The sequence below is a fragment of the Anaerosacchariphilus polymeriproducens genome, from assembly GCF_003363435.1.
Lineage (GTDB): Bacteria > Bacillota > Clostridia > Lachnospirales > Lachnospiraceae > Anaerosacchariphilus > Anaerosacchariphilus polymeriproducens.
In genome coordinates, this window is the sequence record NZ_QRCT01000020.1 from 76,829 (window position 1) to 92,486 (window position 15,658).

Sequence of the window (15,658 nt, forward strand, 5' to 3'; positions counted from 1 at the left end):
AGACAAGGGCAGAACCTTTTACAATCGGTCCTGCCCCTCAAATCTATCCACTGGAAAAACTATTCCCGCCTGCAATCTTGCTTTGGTCTGAATTTCACTTACTGCAATACTTTCATCCAATTTTGAATAACAATGTTCTAAATCTCCCAACCGGATTTTTTCTATAAATGTTTTAAATTCAGGTACCATCCTGTTTTTCCATTCCAAATTTTCAAAAGTTTTTTCTGTCCCATCGTTTCTATGAATTGTAACAGCCCCTATTTGATTCGAAGGCCGATTAGCCTTAATGTAACCACCTGTTCCCTGTATCATATAACAAGGCTCACTCTCACAATCCTTTGCTGCTATGCAGACAGCCTGAAATCCAGGATATTGCATTGTAAGTATTCCACTTGTATCAATGCCACGTTCCACATTCGCAAAGTATTGTACATCATTAGGCATACCAAATAGTCCTACCGCAAAATGCAAATTATACAAATTCAAATCCATCAGGGCACCACCCGATTTTTCTGAATCGAATACCGGCATGATTTCACCCTGACGAAACGCATCATAACGGCTAGAATATTGACTGTAATTGCACAAAACTATTTTTATCGTACCAATTTGGGGAAGCCATTCCTGAATTTTTCTAAAGCTGCTTAAATATGTAGTAGTAACTGCTTCATATAAAAAAAGTTTATTTTTCTTTGCAAGTTCTGCTAACGTATTCGTTTCTTTTCTATTGCTTGCTATCGGTTTTTCTACAATTACATTAAGCCCGCTTTTTAAAGCTCTATCACAATATGAATAATGAAGGAAATTAGGGACAGCTATATAAACTGTATCAATTCCTAAAGCAAGTAATTCTTCAAACTCCTTAACTGCACAAGGCAATTGGTATTGGAAACACATCTGTCTGACTTTGTCAATTGACCGAGGTGTCCCACAAATACCCCTTACCTCAATATCCGGTAATGTAACTAAGGAAGGTAAAAATTCCTTTACGATTTTTCCTGAACCAACAATTCCAAGTTTCATAATCAATCTTCCTCAATCTTATCAGACTTTTTGTTTGTAATTTCTATCCGTTCTAGTAGAGCATTAAATTCATCTAGAATTTCTCTGAAGTCCTCAGCAGATACATCATAATTTAAAAATATCTGCTCAATTCGTTCCTTTACTTGTTCCATTTCTGCTGCAAGTTTTAGAAAAATACCTGCATTATTTATTTTTTTGGCCTTTCTGAATTTAGAAATATCCTGCGTAATAAATTCGATTATTTCCATATAACTAACATACTTGCCCTCAACCATAGAATATGGTTTCATTCGTTGCAAAAAATACTTATTTCCTTTTGTAATGTTAAATACATAAACAATTTCTAAACCATCACCCAAATCAAAACTGACAATATGCATTGTACTTAAAAAGTTATGAATCTCCTTAGCCCCCAGCTGACAAAGCATTATATCAATTACATCACCATTCACATTGCTTTTTTGCATGAAAATTCCTCCTTCAGATATATAATAATTAATACTAATTATATTTTAAAACCAAAAAAACTGTTGCAATTAATATAGATACGAGCATAAGCGGAAATCCTCTTTTAAAATAATATTTAAATGTAATAGGATACCCATTCTTTTTACTAATATCGGATAAAACTACATTGGCTGACGCTCCTACCAGAGTACCGTTTCCACCCAGACAAGCTCCAAGAGACAATGCCCACCATAAAGGAGTTACCTGCATACCACTACTTTGCATAGTTAGTATCAAAGGAATCATCGTTGCAACAAACGGTATATTGTCTAAGAATGAGGATACGATTGCTGATATCCAAAGTATCATAATCATTGTCATAATCTGATGTCCATCTGTAAGCGATAAAATCCCATTTGCAAGCATTTTTATAACACCTGTTTGTTCAAGTCCTCCAACTACAATAAATAATCCCATAAAGAAAAGAATCGTTGACCATTCCACACTTAGTATAATTGCTTCCGGATCCTGTTTTCCGATTAATAACATGATCGTTGCTGCTGTCAGTGCAATGATACCGGATTCTATACCCAATGTATCATGTAATATAAAAGCAACTACAACTAATATCATAACTATAATACTTTTAATCATTAGAGAAAAGCTTTTTATTGTCTTTTTCTCATCTAACATCATAATTTTTTCCATTTTATCGGCAGTAACTTTCAGTTTTTTACCATAGATAATATAGAATAGAAAAATAATTACAAGTAGTACAAATAGAACTACTATACTAGTATTAATAATGAAATCAACAAAGCTAAAGTTTGCAGCACTACCAATCATAATATTGGGTGGATCACCAATCAATGTAGCTGTTCCACCTATATTAGAAGCCATAATCTGCGTTATCAAAAATGGAATTGGGTTCAGCTCAAGTATTCCAGTTACTGCAATTGTCATCGGACCTATCAGCAGAACAGTCGTAACATTATCCAAAAATGCCGATAATACTGCTGTTATAATCATAAACATTACCATAATGATCCACGGATTGCCTCTCGATAACTTTGCTGTTCTAATGGCTATATACTCAAAAATACCGGACCGTTTAACTATTGCTACAAACAGCATCATTCCGGTCAAAACTTCGATTGTGTTAAAATCTACTGCTTCAATCCCTTGATCTGCCGTAAGTACTCTACAGATTACCAGTAATACAGCCCCGGCAATAGCTGCAACCGATCTGTGTACCTTTTCCGTCATTATAGCAGTCATTGTAACTAAAAATATTACAATGGCTATAATTTGAACTTCTGTCATAATATTACCTTCTTTTATTTTATTTTTTTACAAATTTTACTATAGCACAAGCTCATTCAAAATTCTATTATTCGATTGTATTTTTTAATCGACACTGGAATATTTTCATATTGCATTCCACAATGTGCCTGAAAATAGTTTGTAACTATTTCCTTTACTAATATACTAATAAAAAGGAGATACTATCTTTGAAACGTATTGCAAGGAGGTTCACAGCATGTCTAAAAATACAGGTGTGGTCAAATGGTTTGATAACGAAAGAGGCTACGGCTTTATATCAACAAACGACGGCCAAGATGTTTTCGTACATCATTCACAAGTGAAAGAAAAAACGCATAATAAAGATTTACACGAGGGTGAATCTGTTAATTTTGACGTTAGACAAGAAGCAAAAGGATTATCTGCTTTTAATGTCCAAAAAATTTGATTTTAAAGGAGTTATCTTATGAACAAAATACATTATAATATATCAGGCGTACAAAATTCTGAGATTAAAACTCAGTTAAAAAATGCATTAGATAAAATAGAAGGAGTTTCTATGGTTAATATCGATGCTGGAAGAGGTTCTATTGAAATCGGATACAATCAAACAACTGATGAAAATACAATTAAATCTTGTATAGAAAATGTCGGTTGTGAAATATCCGGTAAAATTTGTGATGATTCATTATAGTTATATGCACAAAGGATGTTTTCGAAACTTGTTAGGATTGAAAACATCCGACTTTTTAGCTTTTCAATTCCGTCACTGCATTCATCGCTAATTCCATTGCTGTTGTAAATGTATTAAGCCCCCAATTTCTTATATTATGCATGTCTACATTTGCTAATGAATCTGCTGTAAACAATAGTTGACCAAACGCAACACCTCGCATTCGCGCGCAAGCTGCCATTGAAGCACATTCCATTTCCACAACCGAATATCCCTCGTTCTTTCGATAAAGAACCATTTCTTTTGTTTCTCGATAAAACCCATCCGTTGTCCAAGTCTTACATTTTTTATAATTCAAACCAGCTTTATTCAGTGTTCTTTCTAATGCTAAAATAGGCTGTTCATCAAGTTCAATTTCTCTTGTAGGTGGTACATAATGATAGGAGGTTCCTTCCTGTCTTAAAGCTGCTGTCGGTATAAAAAAATCACCTTCCATATCTTCCACTAACGCCCCACAGCATCCGGCTGCTATAATATAATTTACTCCTCCTGCTATAAGCTGATCCAAAATCTGAACTGCTCCAGCACCTCCAAGTGGTGCTTGAACAAATACAATATCTGTTCCATTATGTATCGTCTTATAAACATAGAATTTTTTAGTTATACTTTCAAGTTTTCCAACTATCTCGCAATCATGTGTAGCTACAAATTCTTCTATTTCAGCTTCCATAAAGAGCATTACTGCCTTTTCACAAAATTTGTAATCCCAGTGATGACCTGGCATAATTAATGCTTTACTATCTGTATCATATTCTAATATTGGAAATTCATTTTTTATCAATGCCATGCTTTCATCCCCTGTCTATATTTTGTCACCACATTTCTTCCTTGCTGCTTCTGTGTACTTTGCAACAAACTCTGTCTTTGCATCTGTATATCCATTACGATCATGCTCATACTTCTTCCACAAACACAATTTTAGTTCTTCATATTCTATGGCAATATCAGAATGTTCATTAAGATAATCTCTGAAATATAGTTCGTTATTATCTCCGATATATCTCAAATGTAAATGAAAAACTTTTTCTGCAAAACCCTTCTCTGTGTAGCCTTTATTAAGAGAAATTCTATTCTCCATTTGCTGCATACAGGTATAACCATTCTGAACTAAAATTTGTTTTATACCGGACATGTCACATTCTTTCGATATTTCCACAAGAATATCAATGATTGGTTTTGCCCATATTGCTTCGATCGCAGTACTTCCAATATGGTTGATCTGTAGAATCTGATTTTCTGGCAATATGCTTTTCAACAGCTTTTCTTCTTCCTTATACCAATCTTTCCAACAACCTTGATGTTCTGTTAAAAATATAGGAAACAAGTGCCATAATTCTTCTAAGTTCATTTCTGAAAGTTTCTTCCCCATATATTGATAATCACCTCCACAATTTCTGACTTTTATGTACATAAATTTTATTATACTCTTTACCCCCATATAATTCTATCTCTTTTACGCCCTATTCTCAACGAAATACTCAAATAACTTATATGCAAGATTTATGACTCTTTCAAATACCTTTTGCCTGCCATATGAATAAATCCTTTTACCACACGACCAAAAAGTTTTTTTAAAGGAGACAGATGAACACTATAAAAATAATCTGCATTAATCCATCCTTTTTCCTCCCAATATGTACGGTCAACACTGGAAGTATACGTTTTACTGCGAAGACAATTAAATATAAAGATATCATAAAAAGTAGGAATTCTTATTTTTGTTGACGTCAAGCTATTATAAAATAGATTGGAAATCGACACAATTTGCTTATGTTTCTTTTCATGATAGTATTCGTCATAACCAAAAGCACTCTTAGGCTTTCTATCTTTAAAATACATAGAAGAAATAACCTGAAGATTTCCTATAATATTTGTTCCCCAACCTGAAAGGATCATTTTTAGATATCTATATACCTGCTTACTACCGCCTCCATCTGTGGTCACAACAATAAGTGCTGACTTATTACAAAGCTCTTGCCTGTGAAAAAAATAAGATGTCCGATCGATGAATCTTTTCAATGGTCCAGTCACTTGATACGCATAGACCGGACTTACAATTATGATTGCATCAGCTGAAACCAGCCTTTTAATGATAGAATCAAGATCATCACCTCTGCAGGGACATAGTTTTTCACTTTTTTGAAAACAAATACTACATCCTTTACAATCCAAAATATTTTTCTCACTTAAAAAAATGTAGTCAAACTCAATTTCTTTTTGATAATCATTAAGCTGTTGCTCAACCTCTTTGCAAATCATATAACTATCTTTTTTTCTTGGGCTTCCTATAATTACTGCAATCTTCATTTTTTAATTCCTTTCTATATCCAACGTTGGATAGTGGCGTATTTTTTTATTCCGCATCAATACAGTTGCGGAATAATGTATAGCATATCTAAGGCGTATAGGTCATATAGTCAATTTTTTGAATTAGCGCTGAAATCTTTTGTGCTGCCATAATTGTTTCATCAATATGCGTTAACAAAGCTTGATGCCACTTTAATTGATTCTCAATAGATGTCTTCATATATTCTAAAGTAACAAATTCCATTGCACAACCACTGGATTCTTTTTCTTTATACCATTGGTTTATATTGTTCATCTTCTGTTGCAATTTACTTTGTTGACTTGTAATACATTCAACCAGTTCATTCTTAGTTAAACTTGCTGCTATTGGGTAAAATAAAAACTTTTCACAAGAAATACTCTGTAAAGGCTTCCGGGCTTCTTCCAATGCAAGAATATGTAGCATTTCTCGTCCTTTTTCTGTTATTTTATAAATTTGTTTCTTCTTTTCACCTTCACCAAATTTTTCAACGAAACAAATATGACCATCTCGTTCAAGCTTTCGTATAGCATAATAAAGCGATCCTGATTGAATATTATTCCATTCATCCATATGGTTAAGTTGAATAAATTTCTGTATTTCGTAACCATGTGTTGCTTTTAGACTAAAAAAATATAAAATAAGTAATTGTACCATTATTTATGCCTTTCTAAATTAATTTAAACAAATTATATATCCAATGTTGGATACTGTCAAGCACTTTATTACCTAAATATCTATTTGAGATCAGATCATTTTTCGATTAAAGCTAATAATACTACATCCTATGCAAACCAACGAAAAGATTATTGTTATAATAACGGCAATATTATAGTCCTTTACATAAGCATCAGCAGTCAACAATGAGAAACCTTCCATAAGTTTAATTGGCAAATACTTTTTTGTACTTGAGAACATACTTAGCAAGCGCAGCACAATTATGATGCCTCCAGTCCCAATCAATACAGACGTATTACTTTGTGTAACTGATGAGAAAAAAACAACAAGTGACAGTATCCATATTCCAAACAACCAATAGCAGAATGCAGCATAGAATAAATGTAACGCAATACTGTTATCCCAAAAATATGCGTTGTATCCATAAGTAATCCCAAAACACATCCAGTAGCAAAGTGTCCAAAGCAACATATTTACTACTGTCTTTGCAAGTACAACCTTAAAACGTGACAATCCCTTAGTCAAAACCAAAATTAAAGTTCCTTTTTGATATTCCTTCGTTAAGGTATTGCTTACAAATAAGACAAAAATGATAAGTAACATACCGATATTTTTATAATATTGGGTCCATGAAGTCATAGCATCAACTTTTATTTCTGTTATAAGTAACCCTGTATTTTCCAAAGAACTTGCCATCATTTTTATCAACCATGGCGTCATTTTTGCAATGGCCGGATTCATAATACCGAAAAGAACAAAAAGCAAAAGAAGTAATGCCAGCCTACCCGACCGGATAAGTTCCATATTTTCTTTTTTCAAAAAAGCAAAAAATGTTTTCATTCGCCAACCACCTCCAAAAATAAAGATTCCAGTGTAGTTTCCAACCGCTCAACTTTTTTCAATGAAAGTTTCTGTTCGACAATAAAACCTAATACCTCTATCATCTTGAGCTCATCTGATTCATTGAAAGTTAAGTGCCTTTCGGTTAATTTCTTGCCTCCCGAAAAGACAGAAAGAAGCTTGTCTGCGTCTTCTGAATGTTCAAGCTCGATTTCAAAACCTGCTGCCGGGTGCATATTTCTAATTTTCTCCAATGTTCCACTTATGGCTATCTTTCCATCATTGATGAAAGCTACCTCAGTACATATCCGTTCCACATCCGAAAGTATATGCGTTGAAAACAGCACAGTTGTCTGTTCTTTTGAAGACACCAAAATATCCAATATCTCCTTTCTGCCTATAGGGTCGAGTGCTGAGGTAGGCTCATCGCATATAAGCAGTTTTGGCTGATTTAAAAGTGCCTGTGCAATACCAAGCCTCTGCTTCATGCCTCGGGAAAAGCCTTTAATATGTCTATTCTCATTTTCCAATCCGACGAGTGTAAGAAGCTCTACAGTTCTGCTCTTAATTTTTTTTGTTTCCATTCCAGTAATTTCACCACAAAAGTCAAGATACTCCTTAGGTGTCATATAGGAATAAAATTCCGGAACATCAGGCAGAAAACCAACATAACGGTTCGTCGTATTCTGCCCATAAGAAACACTTTCTCCATTTATACAGATTTCTCCACTGTCAGCAGCAATCAACCCAAGTATCGTCTTCATTGTTGTAGTTTTTCCTGCACCGTTCTGCCCTACAAATCCAAAAACACTGCCTTCGGGCACCGAAAAGCTTAAATCAGAAAGCACCTTCTTTTTACCAAATGCCTTATAAATATGAGATACCGTAAGCATTTCCATATCAATTATCCTCTCTTCCAATTAAAAAGTATAGAATTGGCCCAATAAATTGCATACCAACGATTACAATAATCAGCCAAACTGTACGATTACCATGTTTGTAATTCTGATGAGTCAAAATATGATGGATTGTATAAATTAGAAGCCCCAATTCGGCAATAATAAGTGGAAGTATAAATGGCAAGTACTCAATTATTTTATTCATGATAGTCCTCCTTCAATATATTTTTTCTAATTCTCTGAAATTTATCAGTACTATTTAGTATTACAAACGCCGGATGGTCGAGAGATTGCAATGCATTTTCTGCGACTAATTTTTTATTTCTCGGTGGAGCAGAACCAAGGTCAAGTTGTGAAAACCATGAATCAAGTGCGTTAAAATAGTTGTCTCCATGCAAATTGATATTGTCCCCCATTAGAAGGTATTTAAGTACAAGTACATATTGACTAAGTCGTTCCAGAGCTTTTACCTGCTGATTGTGTATGGCATAAACAACTGCCGCTTGATAATAAAACTGTGCTACAGAATTTGGGTGTAATTTATCCAAAGTATATGTCGAAATAACACAATCTGTCCTTCGTATTGTTTCTTCACAAATATTAAGATTTTCGTTATTTACAGAAAGATGCCAAACGGCATTACCCACAAGCTCAACCAGATGAATATACATAGAAATTTGAACACTGCTTTTTGCCTTATCTGTTTCCCCTGCTAACTGATACGCTTGTATCAACACCGAATCGTTGGATGCAGAAAGATTTTTTGTCGTGACAATTTCTTCTAAGCTTTCAATAACATTTTGGTAGTTGCCAAGCTGTAAGTCTATCACAGCTTTTAAAGATCTTGCCATGTTACAAACCTCTAATACTTTACATTCCCGAAGTATACGCTCGCAAAGATTTGATGTATCATTCAATATCTCTTGCTGCAGATTTGAAGATTCAGCTAACATAAAATGATTTATCCATAAAACACAAATTTGCACAAGAAACGGATAGCAAGAATAATATTTGTGAACTAGTAACTTACACTTTTTCATCGTATCTATAAAAGATTTATTCGCAAAATCCTCTGCAAGCTCCTGATAAAGACGTTGAATTTGCTCTTTACTCAATTGCGGTTCATAACCAAGTAATTCGTCAACGGTCACACCAAAATAAGTAGCTATTTGCGGTAATAATTGAATATCAGGCATGCTTTGATTGTTTTCCCATTTGGAAACGGAAGCTTTTGTTACTCCCAGGAATAGTGCAATTTCATCCTGAGTAATTTTTCTATCATGACGAAGTTTTACCAAATTTTCTGACATATGAAGTAATTGCATATCTGCTTTCTCCCTTCTAATGCTTTTGTTTAATAATATTATACGAAACTAGTATCCCAAAAACAATGGAGCAGTACGATACTTTGTGATATTTAATCAACCATTAGGAAACTTTATAGTTTCAAATAAAAAAGATGTTCTCAATACCTTTAAGTATTGAAAACATCTTTTTAGGAAAACATCATATTCATTAAATTGCTGGAACAAAAAGTTCCGTACTATCTCCATTTATATCGGCTTCAAAAACATAAACAGGTTGGTAATATCCCTTTGAATCTGGCATATATTGAATAGCTGCCTGACCAATTCGGATATTCAATTCATTACTCTCAAAAGTATTATTAAATTTTCCCTCTAAAATCTTTTTATAAGCATCTTCTTCTGAAATAACAGTAAAATCTTTATAGGGTTCACACTTCAAAATGTTCCATCTAATACTTCCAACTTTTCCATTTTCATAATATTTACAGGAAAGTGTTCCATCATACATGGTACCATCTATAAGAAGTTCTTTTGCTGTAAAAGTATAATTTCCATCTTCATCATTTGAAAATACGATTCCTTCCGGAAGTTTAATACCATACTGTTCCAATACTGATTTAATAACTTCTTCTGTTGCATTGTTTACTTTTTTTATCGTAGTTTTTGCTAACTCAGTATTATAATCTGTAAAACTATAAGTACCTCCAAGATAATTAATCCACAAAGAATATCCTCCAATACTATAATACACTGCCGTCTCATCATATATATCATTGCGGCTCTCATCTATTGCATCTCTGATTGAATTAAAAAATTCTACAGCAAACTGATATGTTTCTTCCTGACTTAACTGTTTTATTTTATAAACTGTAAGTTTCTCTTGATCTGTACTGTATTTTACATCTGCTTTTACGGCAAGCTTGTCCCTATCTACTTTTGCAATACATGAAGTTTTCAAATTGCCAAGTTCCTGATTTGCGTAAATAACAAATATAGTTACAAAAGATACAATTGCAATAATAAGTGGAAGTTGCAATGCTATTGTTCTTTTCACATACTTTTTTTCTCTTTTTATTAATGAGGTTACTAATAATACCATAGCAAAGCAGCCATATCCGATCATTGTGCCAATGGTATTATCAAACAGATCATCCACTTCAAATATTCCCCTCTTCAAAAGAAGTTGAGATGTCTCAATGAGTAATGTAAACAAAAATCCTGCCAAACATATTTTCCAAAATTTCTGAAACCACTTTATGCCTAAAGGAAGCAGGAACCCAAACGGAACAAAAAGAAGAATATTTAATATTATATTTCTCCATTCACCTAGTGAAAAACTATTCCAGGCTTCTTTATACGAATAAAAGAGTGGTTGTACTTTAGCATTATCGTACCAGCTTCCCCTGCTTAACATTGTTACTCCAGTTACTACGACCAGATAACAAATAAACACTGTAATCCATAACATTGCACCTCTAGTGATTCTTTTCTTTCCCTTAAGGATTTTTTTATATATTATACTGTACGTTATTAAAATAAATACAGCCAAAACAACTGCAAGTACAATACCTAAAAGCAAATATTGTTTTCCTAATGAAATTAAGTCTGATATTCTCATATAACCTCCCTTTAAAATGATACCGAAATAAGCTTATTATTTTATAATTAATCCTCATTTAAATAATCTTTTACTCCCTGCCTGAGTGGATTATGTGAATAGCTATGATCTAGTTTAAAAGATTCCTGTTTAGCTGTTTTTTTCATCTTTTTTATGTCAAATCCACTTTTAAGAACTGAAAATTTTAATATTCTTGGTTTAAGTGCTTTTCGCTGACTTTAATTTATTATTTTATCATAGTTTTTGGAAAAAATATACATAAAACCTCCCGTAATCTTAATGAAATTAAATCATAGCAATTCGAAGTGCTCCTTCTAAAATTGATTTTATTTGTTCTGATGACATTTTCATTCCTTCTTCTACCCATTTAATTAGCAGTCCATTCAAACCTCCAAGACTATAAGATAACGAAAATGAAAGTACTTCATCATCAACCTGGACATCTGGTTTAACATTTTGAAAAATAACAGGAGCTATCTCTCCAGCTGTACGATAAATCAATTCAAGCATTTTATTTTTTTAAGCAGTTTTAAAAAAACTTCATGCTGTTTCCAAAACTCAAAATAAATTGTAGCAACTTCAATGTAGTGTCGTGGAGCTGCTTCGGTTACCATATTCATAAATTCCTCTGCGAGAAGAGCCATATGCTCATTTAAGATTTCTTCTTTTGTTTCAAACAAACGATAGAACGTCCGACGTGACAACTCCGCTTCTTGGCAGATTTGAGTCACCGTAATCATTGAATAATCATTTGTTTCCATAAGCTTAATTAATCCATTCGTCAGCATTTTTTTGGATTGTAAAGCAATTCTATAATTCATTTTGTTCATTTATTTTCCTCCATAAATGTCTCAATTCATACCAAAATGTAGCACAATAAAGCATTCTATTGTTAAGTTCATGCTAATTTATTATAATAACTTTTGAGATATGCGTCAATTGTAACACATTAGGAATGGAGGAATATTATATGACCTACATAAAAAATATAACGGGAATACAACAATTTGATTTTCAGATCAACAGAGTATTAACCTATGGAGAAAAAGCTGGAGATACAGAAATTATCCTTGAAAAAACCAGAGGAATCAAAGACTTATCTGCATGGTTCGAAGTATGGTCTTCTCTTGGAGAACAATATAAGGATACTTCCCAGTATTTGCGTGCAGCTTATGCTTACAGAATGGCTGAATTCTTTCTTAAAGAAGACCATCCACAGAAAAACAATATGTTTGAAGAATCTTATAAATATTTTCATTTAGCATTTCAACAAATGGCTCTAAACTATAATATTAATGAAATATCTTTTATGGGCTCAAAAATGCACAGCCTCTATTTTAAAAGTGATAATGAAAGAGGTATTCTTTTGATTTGTGGTGGTTACGATTCCTTTATTGAAGAGTTTGTACCCGCATTAATGGACTTTACAAATAACGGATACACGGTGATACTATTTGAAGGTGGAGGACAGGGAAAAACATTAAAAAATGGACTCACATTTATGGCTGACTGGGAAAGTCCTACTTCTTGTGTACTCGACTATTATAATGTAAAATCGTGTACTATGATTGGTATCTCCTGGGGCGGATATCTTGCTGTCAGAGCCGCTGCTTTTGAACCTAGAATCAACGCAGTGGTCGCATATGATGTTCTTGAAAACGGTTTTCTCTGCATGACTGATATGTTTCCTCTAATTTTTAAATATATGGTAAGAAACTTTGTTCTACAACAAAGAGAAAAAGCAGCAAACAAACTTCTTGAATTTCTCAGGAAGAAAAGTTTAATCGCTGATTGGGCAATGGCACAGGGAATGTATATTACCGGTACAAAAACACCATATGATTTTTACAGAGAGTTATTAAAACACCATCTACCTCAAAACGTATGTGATCGGCTTACTTGTCATGTGCTACTACTTGCCGGTGAAAAAGATCATTATATACCCAATAATCAGTTTTACGATTTGGCAAGTAAGATCAAGTATGCAAAAAGCCTTTCCACAAGGATGTTTACAGAGGCAGAAGGGGGTGAACAACATTGCCAGACTGGCAACTATCAGTTAGCTATAGATGAAGTACTTCATTGGATGGAACATATCGAGAACTAATGCAATCTCGATATGTTTAAGATTCAACAGCAAGAAATATATCCATATACACGACTCCATCCATACTATATTCCCATTCAAAGCATGACAAGACTTCACTATCCACAATACAATTTAGTTGATTCACTTCTATATAGCGCATAAGAGTCTTATATGCGTTCGGAATAAGTACAAAAGGTTTTCTAAATGGATCTTTTATTGTAACCTAATTACCACATACTTACATTTCGACTTTCTATTTAATAAATTCCTTTCGCATCTTTCGGAAGAAACCTCACATGTTCTAAGAATCCTCTTGCATTCTTTCCTTCTATCTCATTATATTTAAATTCTAATAGTTCGCCAACATAAAGTGCCGTCTGCTCAAACAAATTACACATAGTCATTACTGCTTCCCATGATTCCGAAACTCTACCTGTAAAATATGTAGACAAATAAGTTTCCCACTCCTGTTTATCAATCCATCGATACATATACTTTCCAGATTTTCCAATACTAACCGAAAAATCCGTAAGTATTCCCACCTTCCAAGATAACATTTTTTCTAATTGCTTCCGCACATGAAAATTCACCATATCCTGCACATATGTTATCTCCTCTCTCCATAATCCCTTCGCAACATTATTCAAACACCACCAGAACTCATTACAAACGTTTAAATACTGCTCATTTGTTGGCTTTTTTATCCAATAATCTCTATCCGTTGACTCATGCACATCAGGAAGAATTGCTTTTTTATCTAATAGAATTCTACAAAGCTTGTCATCCCCAATATGTTCTTGAGCATGCTTTACCGTTTCAACATGCAGGTCAATTCGGTTTCCATCATCACATTGTATCAACCACCCATAGAAATTCTCTTTATCACTCGGATAATATGGTGATTCCTCTGGATACTGCATATATAAAATTTCACCAAACCTTCTAATCCAAATTTTATCATTAATAAAACTAGCCGTTTCATTAACAACAAAGACAATATCAAAGTCCTGAAATATGTCTTCTGGTACATTAACATTTGTTCTGGATCCGTTCATATATACTGCCAAAATACGTTCATCTTGATTGGCTGTTTCTAAAATCAAATGATACATTTCTTGTTCTGTTCTCAAATTTACACCTCCGATACTGTATTCAAATTATTTTCCGCTATAAATAATTGCATTCTACCAACTTTTTTAAATATCTCCATTACAAGCATCACTCCACGCTGCATAAAATTCTCTTATAGTTCGATATCTGTTCTCTCTTTTTTGTTTTGTTGCCTTAATCACAACGTTGTAACTCTTTTCATTTAATGACCATTTTTCTAATGTAGACGGATAGAAACAACAATCATTATAACGCTTCAAAATATCTTCACTGTCAAAATCTCCAAAAAAATCAAAAATCAAAGCACCTATCGTAAATACATTCGTAACCTCATTAATTATATCCCCAAATATATATTCCTCTGGAGATTTCAACCGTTTTGTTCCATACCAATCACTTCCCATGTTATTAATCACTGGTGATTTTCTAAAAAAGTCTATATCGCAAAAAGTTGTTTCATCGTTTTTGAAATCATATAAAATACTTCCATCATAAAAATCGACCGCTACATAATTATGCTTAGATACGTTTATCATAAAAGTAAAAATTTCATCTACTACTTTTAATTTCCTTTTTGCATCCAATTTTTTAAACCGTTCTGCAGGACTCTTAAGACTGGAATTATTTTTATATTTTTCAAAATTCCAATGATCGAATAGACATTCTCCTTCTGACCATTTGAAAACTGCAATAAAAAACTCGTTATATTGATATGCATCAACCATCTCTATTAAATTAGGACTTTTGAGATTTTGATATAGTTGAACAGATTTTTTTAGTATATTTACTGCCTCTAGTGGTGCAACCTCTGCATTAACTGTACCAACTCCAGCTATTTTACAGAAATACTTATCAACTTTATCTTGTATTCCTACACAAAGACATCCTGAACCCGTCTGATCGATTACCGAAAAAGCATTTCCATACTTATTCAACCAAGAAAAGTCTATTTTTCTGTTTAGTTGGAATTCAATTTCATCAATTTTATTTATAACCATTTTATCCTCCATTGTTAAGAAAAGCTAAAATTTGCATACTGTAATTTGTCAATTAACACAGTCTGTTTATGAATATAGAAAAAGATATCTGGCTCACTTATAAAAGTACACGTTTATTCAAATTATCCAATGTTTAATTAATTTATTACAACACTTTCAAAACTTCTATTTATACATTTTTGTGTCTCTCCTTTTGGCTAAATAATAAATGTATATATTAGCCGAATATTTATTTATAGTCAACTACTTTTACATATTTAAAGTTTTTATGTACCCCATTTTTGATAA

Annotated in this window: 19 protein-coding genes; 3 read left to right on the top strand and 16 right to left on the bottom strand. The window is 33.1% G+C overall.

The features are described 5' to 3' along the window. Nucleotides 1–18 precede the first annotated feature (18 nt). Genes DWV06_RS08700 through DWV06_RS08710 form a run of 3 tightly spaced genes read right to left on the bottom strand, consistent with a single transcriptional unit; the run spans nucleotide 19 to nucleotide 2,793 of the window. Nucleotides 19–1,023 carry a Gfo/Idh/MocA family protein gene (locus DWV06_RS08700; RefSeq protein ID WP_115481797.1) on the bottom strand — a complete coding sequence of 335 codons (1,005 nt, stop codon included), beginning with the start codon at nucleotides 1,021–1,023 and terminating at the stop codon, nucleotides 19–21. Nucleotides 1,024–1,025: 2 nt separating this feature from the next. Beyond that, complete coding sequence (locus tag DWV06_RS08705; protein WP_115481798.1) at nucleotides 1,026–1,490, bottom strand: hypothetical protein; 465 nt, start codon at nucleotides 1,488–1,490, stop codon at nucleotides 1,026–1,028. A gap of 34 nt (nucleotides 1,491–1,524) precedes the next feature. Beyond that, complete coding sequence (locus tag DWV06_RS08710) at nucleotides 1,525–2,793, bottom strand: ArsB/NhaD family transporter (protein ID WP_115481799.1); 1,269 nt, start codon at nucleotides 2,791–2,793, stop codon at nucleotides 1,525–1,527. A 217-nt stretch (nucleotides 2,794–3,010) separates the two neighbouring features. Between DWV06_RS08710 and DWV06_RS08715 the strand changes: the two genes are divergently transcribed. Both DWV06_RS08715 and DWV06_RS08720 read left to right on the top strand, forming a co-directional pair. Next, entirely contained in the window at nucleotides 3,011–3,220 is a 210-nt protein-coding gene (locus DWV06_RS08715; RefSeq protein ID WP_115481800.1) for a cold-shock protein, read from the top strand. Between the two features lie 18 nt (nucleotides 3,221–3,238). Then, nucleotides 3,239–3,466: a heavy metal transporter gene (locus DWV06_RS08720; RefSeq protein WP_115481801.1), complete on the top strand. Its 228-nt coding sequence runs from the start codon at nucleotides 3,239–3,241 to the stop codon at nucleotides 3,464–3,466. Nucleotides 3,467–3,521: 55 nt separating this feature from the next. On the opposite strand, the gene DWV06_RS08725 is transcribed toward DWV06_RS08720, so the two are convergent. The 11 genes from DWV06_RS08725 to DWV06_RS08775 all read right to left on the bottom strand — a co-directional run bounded on the left by DWV06_RS08725 (nucleotide 3,522) and on the right by DWV06_RS08775 (nucleotide 12,003). Next, nucleotides 3,522–4,292: a nucleoside phosphorylase gene (locus tag DWV06_RS08725; RefSeq protein WP_115481802.1), complete on the bottom strand. Its 771-nt coding sequence runs from the start codon at nucleotides 4,290–4,292 to the stop codon at nucleotides 3,522–3,524. Between the two features lie 15 nt (nucleotides 4,293–4,307). Beyond that, nucleotides 4,308–4,874 carry a GrpB family protein gene (locus DWV06_RS08730; RefSeq protein ID WP_115481818.1) on the bottom strand — a complete coding sequence of 189 codons (567 nt, stop codon included), beginning with the start codon at nucleotides 4,872–4,874 and terminating at the stop codon, nucleotides 4,308–4,310. Between the two features lie 131 nt (nucleotides 4,875–5,005). Continuing rightward, nucleotides 5,006–5,812, bottom strand: a complete 807-nt coding sequence (locus tag DWV06_RS08735) for a flavodoxin family protein (RefSeq protein ID WP_115481803.1) — start codon at nucleotides 5,810–5,812, stop codon at nucleotides 5,006–5,008. 88 nt (nucleotides 5,813–5,900) lie between these two features. Continuing rightward, nucleotides 5,901–6,488, bottom strand: a complete 588-nt coding sequence (locus DWV06_RS08740) for a PadR family transcriptional regulator (protein ID WP_115481804.1) — start codon at nucleotides 6,486–6,488, stop codon at nucleotides 5,901–5,903. 90 nt (nucleotides 6,489–6,578) lie between these two features. Continuing rightward, a complete protein-coding gene (locus DWV06_RS08745) occupies nucleotides 6,579–7,349 on the bottom strand; it encodes an ABC transporter permease (RefSeq protein ID WP_115481805.1) in 771 nt (256 codons plus the stop codon). Next, entirely contained in the window at nucleotides 7,346–8,248 is a 903-nt protein-coding gene (locus DWV06_RS08750; protein ID WP_115481806.1) for an ABC transporter ATP-binding protein, read from the bottom strand. Before DWV06_RS08750 ends, DWV06_RS08745 begins: the two co-directional genes overlap by 4 nt. A 1-nt stretch (nucleotide 8,249) precedes the next feature. Next, nucleotides 8,250–8,453: a PLDc N-terminal domain-containing protein gene (locus DWV06_RS08755; protein WP_115481807.1), complete on the bottom strand. Its 204-nt coding sequence runs from the start codon at nucleotides 8,451–8,453 to the stop codon at nucleotides 8,250–8,252. Beyond that, nucleotides 8,446–9,573 (bottom strand): helix-turn-helix domain-containing protein, encoded by a 1,128-nt coding sequence (locus DWV06_RS08760; RefSeq protein WP_115481808.1) that lies wholly within the window; start codon nucleotides 9,571–9,573, stop codon nucleotides 8,446–8,448. Before DWV06_RS08760 ends, DWV06_RS08755 begins: the two co-directional genes overlap by 8 nt. Nucleotides 9,574–9,763: 190 nt before the next feature. Continuing rightward, nucleotides 9,764–11,173 (bottom strand): VanZ family protein, encoded by a 1,410-nt coding sequence (locus DWV06_RS08765; RefSeq protein WP_115481809.1) that lies wholly within the window; start codon nucleotides 11,171–11,173, stop codon nucleotides 9,764–9,766. 285 nt (nucleotides 11,174–11,458) lie between these two features. Then, entirely contained in the window at nucleotides 11,459–11,683 is a 225-nt protein-coding gene (locus tag DWV06_RS08770; RefSeq protein ID WP_115481810.1) for a TetR-like C-terminal domain-containing protein, read from the bottom strand. Beyond that, nucleotides 11,671–12,003 carry a TetR/AcrR family transcriptional regulator gene (locus DWV06_RS08775; RefSeq protein WP_115481811.1) on the bottom strand — a complete coding sequence of 111 codons (333 nt, stop codon included), beginning with the start codon at nucleotides 12,001–12,003 and terminating at the stop codon, nucleotides 11,671–11,673. Before DWV06_RS08775 ends, DWV06_RS08770 begins: the two co-directional genes overlap by 13 nt. Nucleotides 12,004–12,143: 140 nt before the next feature. Between DWV06_RS08775 and DWV06_RS08780 the strand changes: the two genes are divergently transcribed. Next, complete coding sequence (locus DWV06_RS08780; protein ID WP_115481812.1) at nucleotides 12,144–13,280, top strand: alpha/beta hydrolase family protein; 1,137 nt, start codon at nucleotides 12,144–12,146, stop codon at nucleotides 13,278–13,280. 239 nt (nucleotides 13,281–13,519) lie between these two features. Here DWV06_RS08780 and DWV06_RS08785 read toward each other — a convergent pair whose 3' ends face one another. Beyond that, nucleotides 13,520–14,392 (bottom strand): aminoglycoside 6-adenylyltransferase, encoded by an 873-nt coding sequence (locus DWV06_RS08785; protein WP_115481813.1) that lies wholly within the window; start codon nucleotides 14,390–14,392, stop codon nucleotides 13,520–13,522. 66 nt (nucleotides 14,393–14,458) lie between these two features. Next, the gene (locus tag DWV06_RS08790; protein ID WP_115481814.1) at nucleotides 14,459–15,370 is read right to left on the bottom strand and encodes a hypothetical protein; all 912 of its coding nucleotides are present in this window, start codon (nucleotides 15,368–15,370) and stop codon (nucleotides 14,459–14,461) included. Nucleotides 15,371–15,658 lie beyond the last annotated feature (288 nt).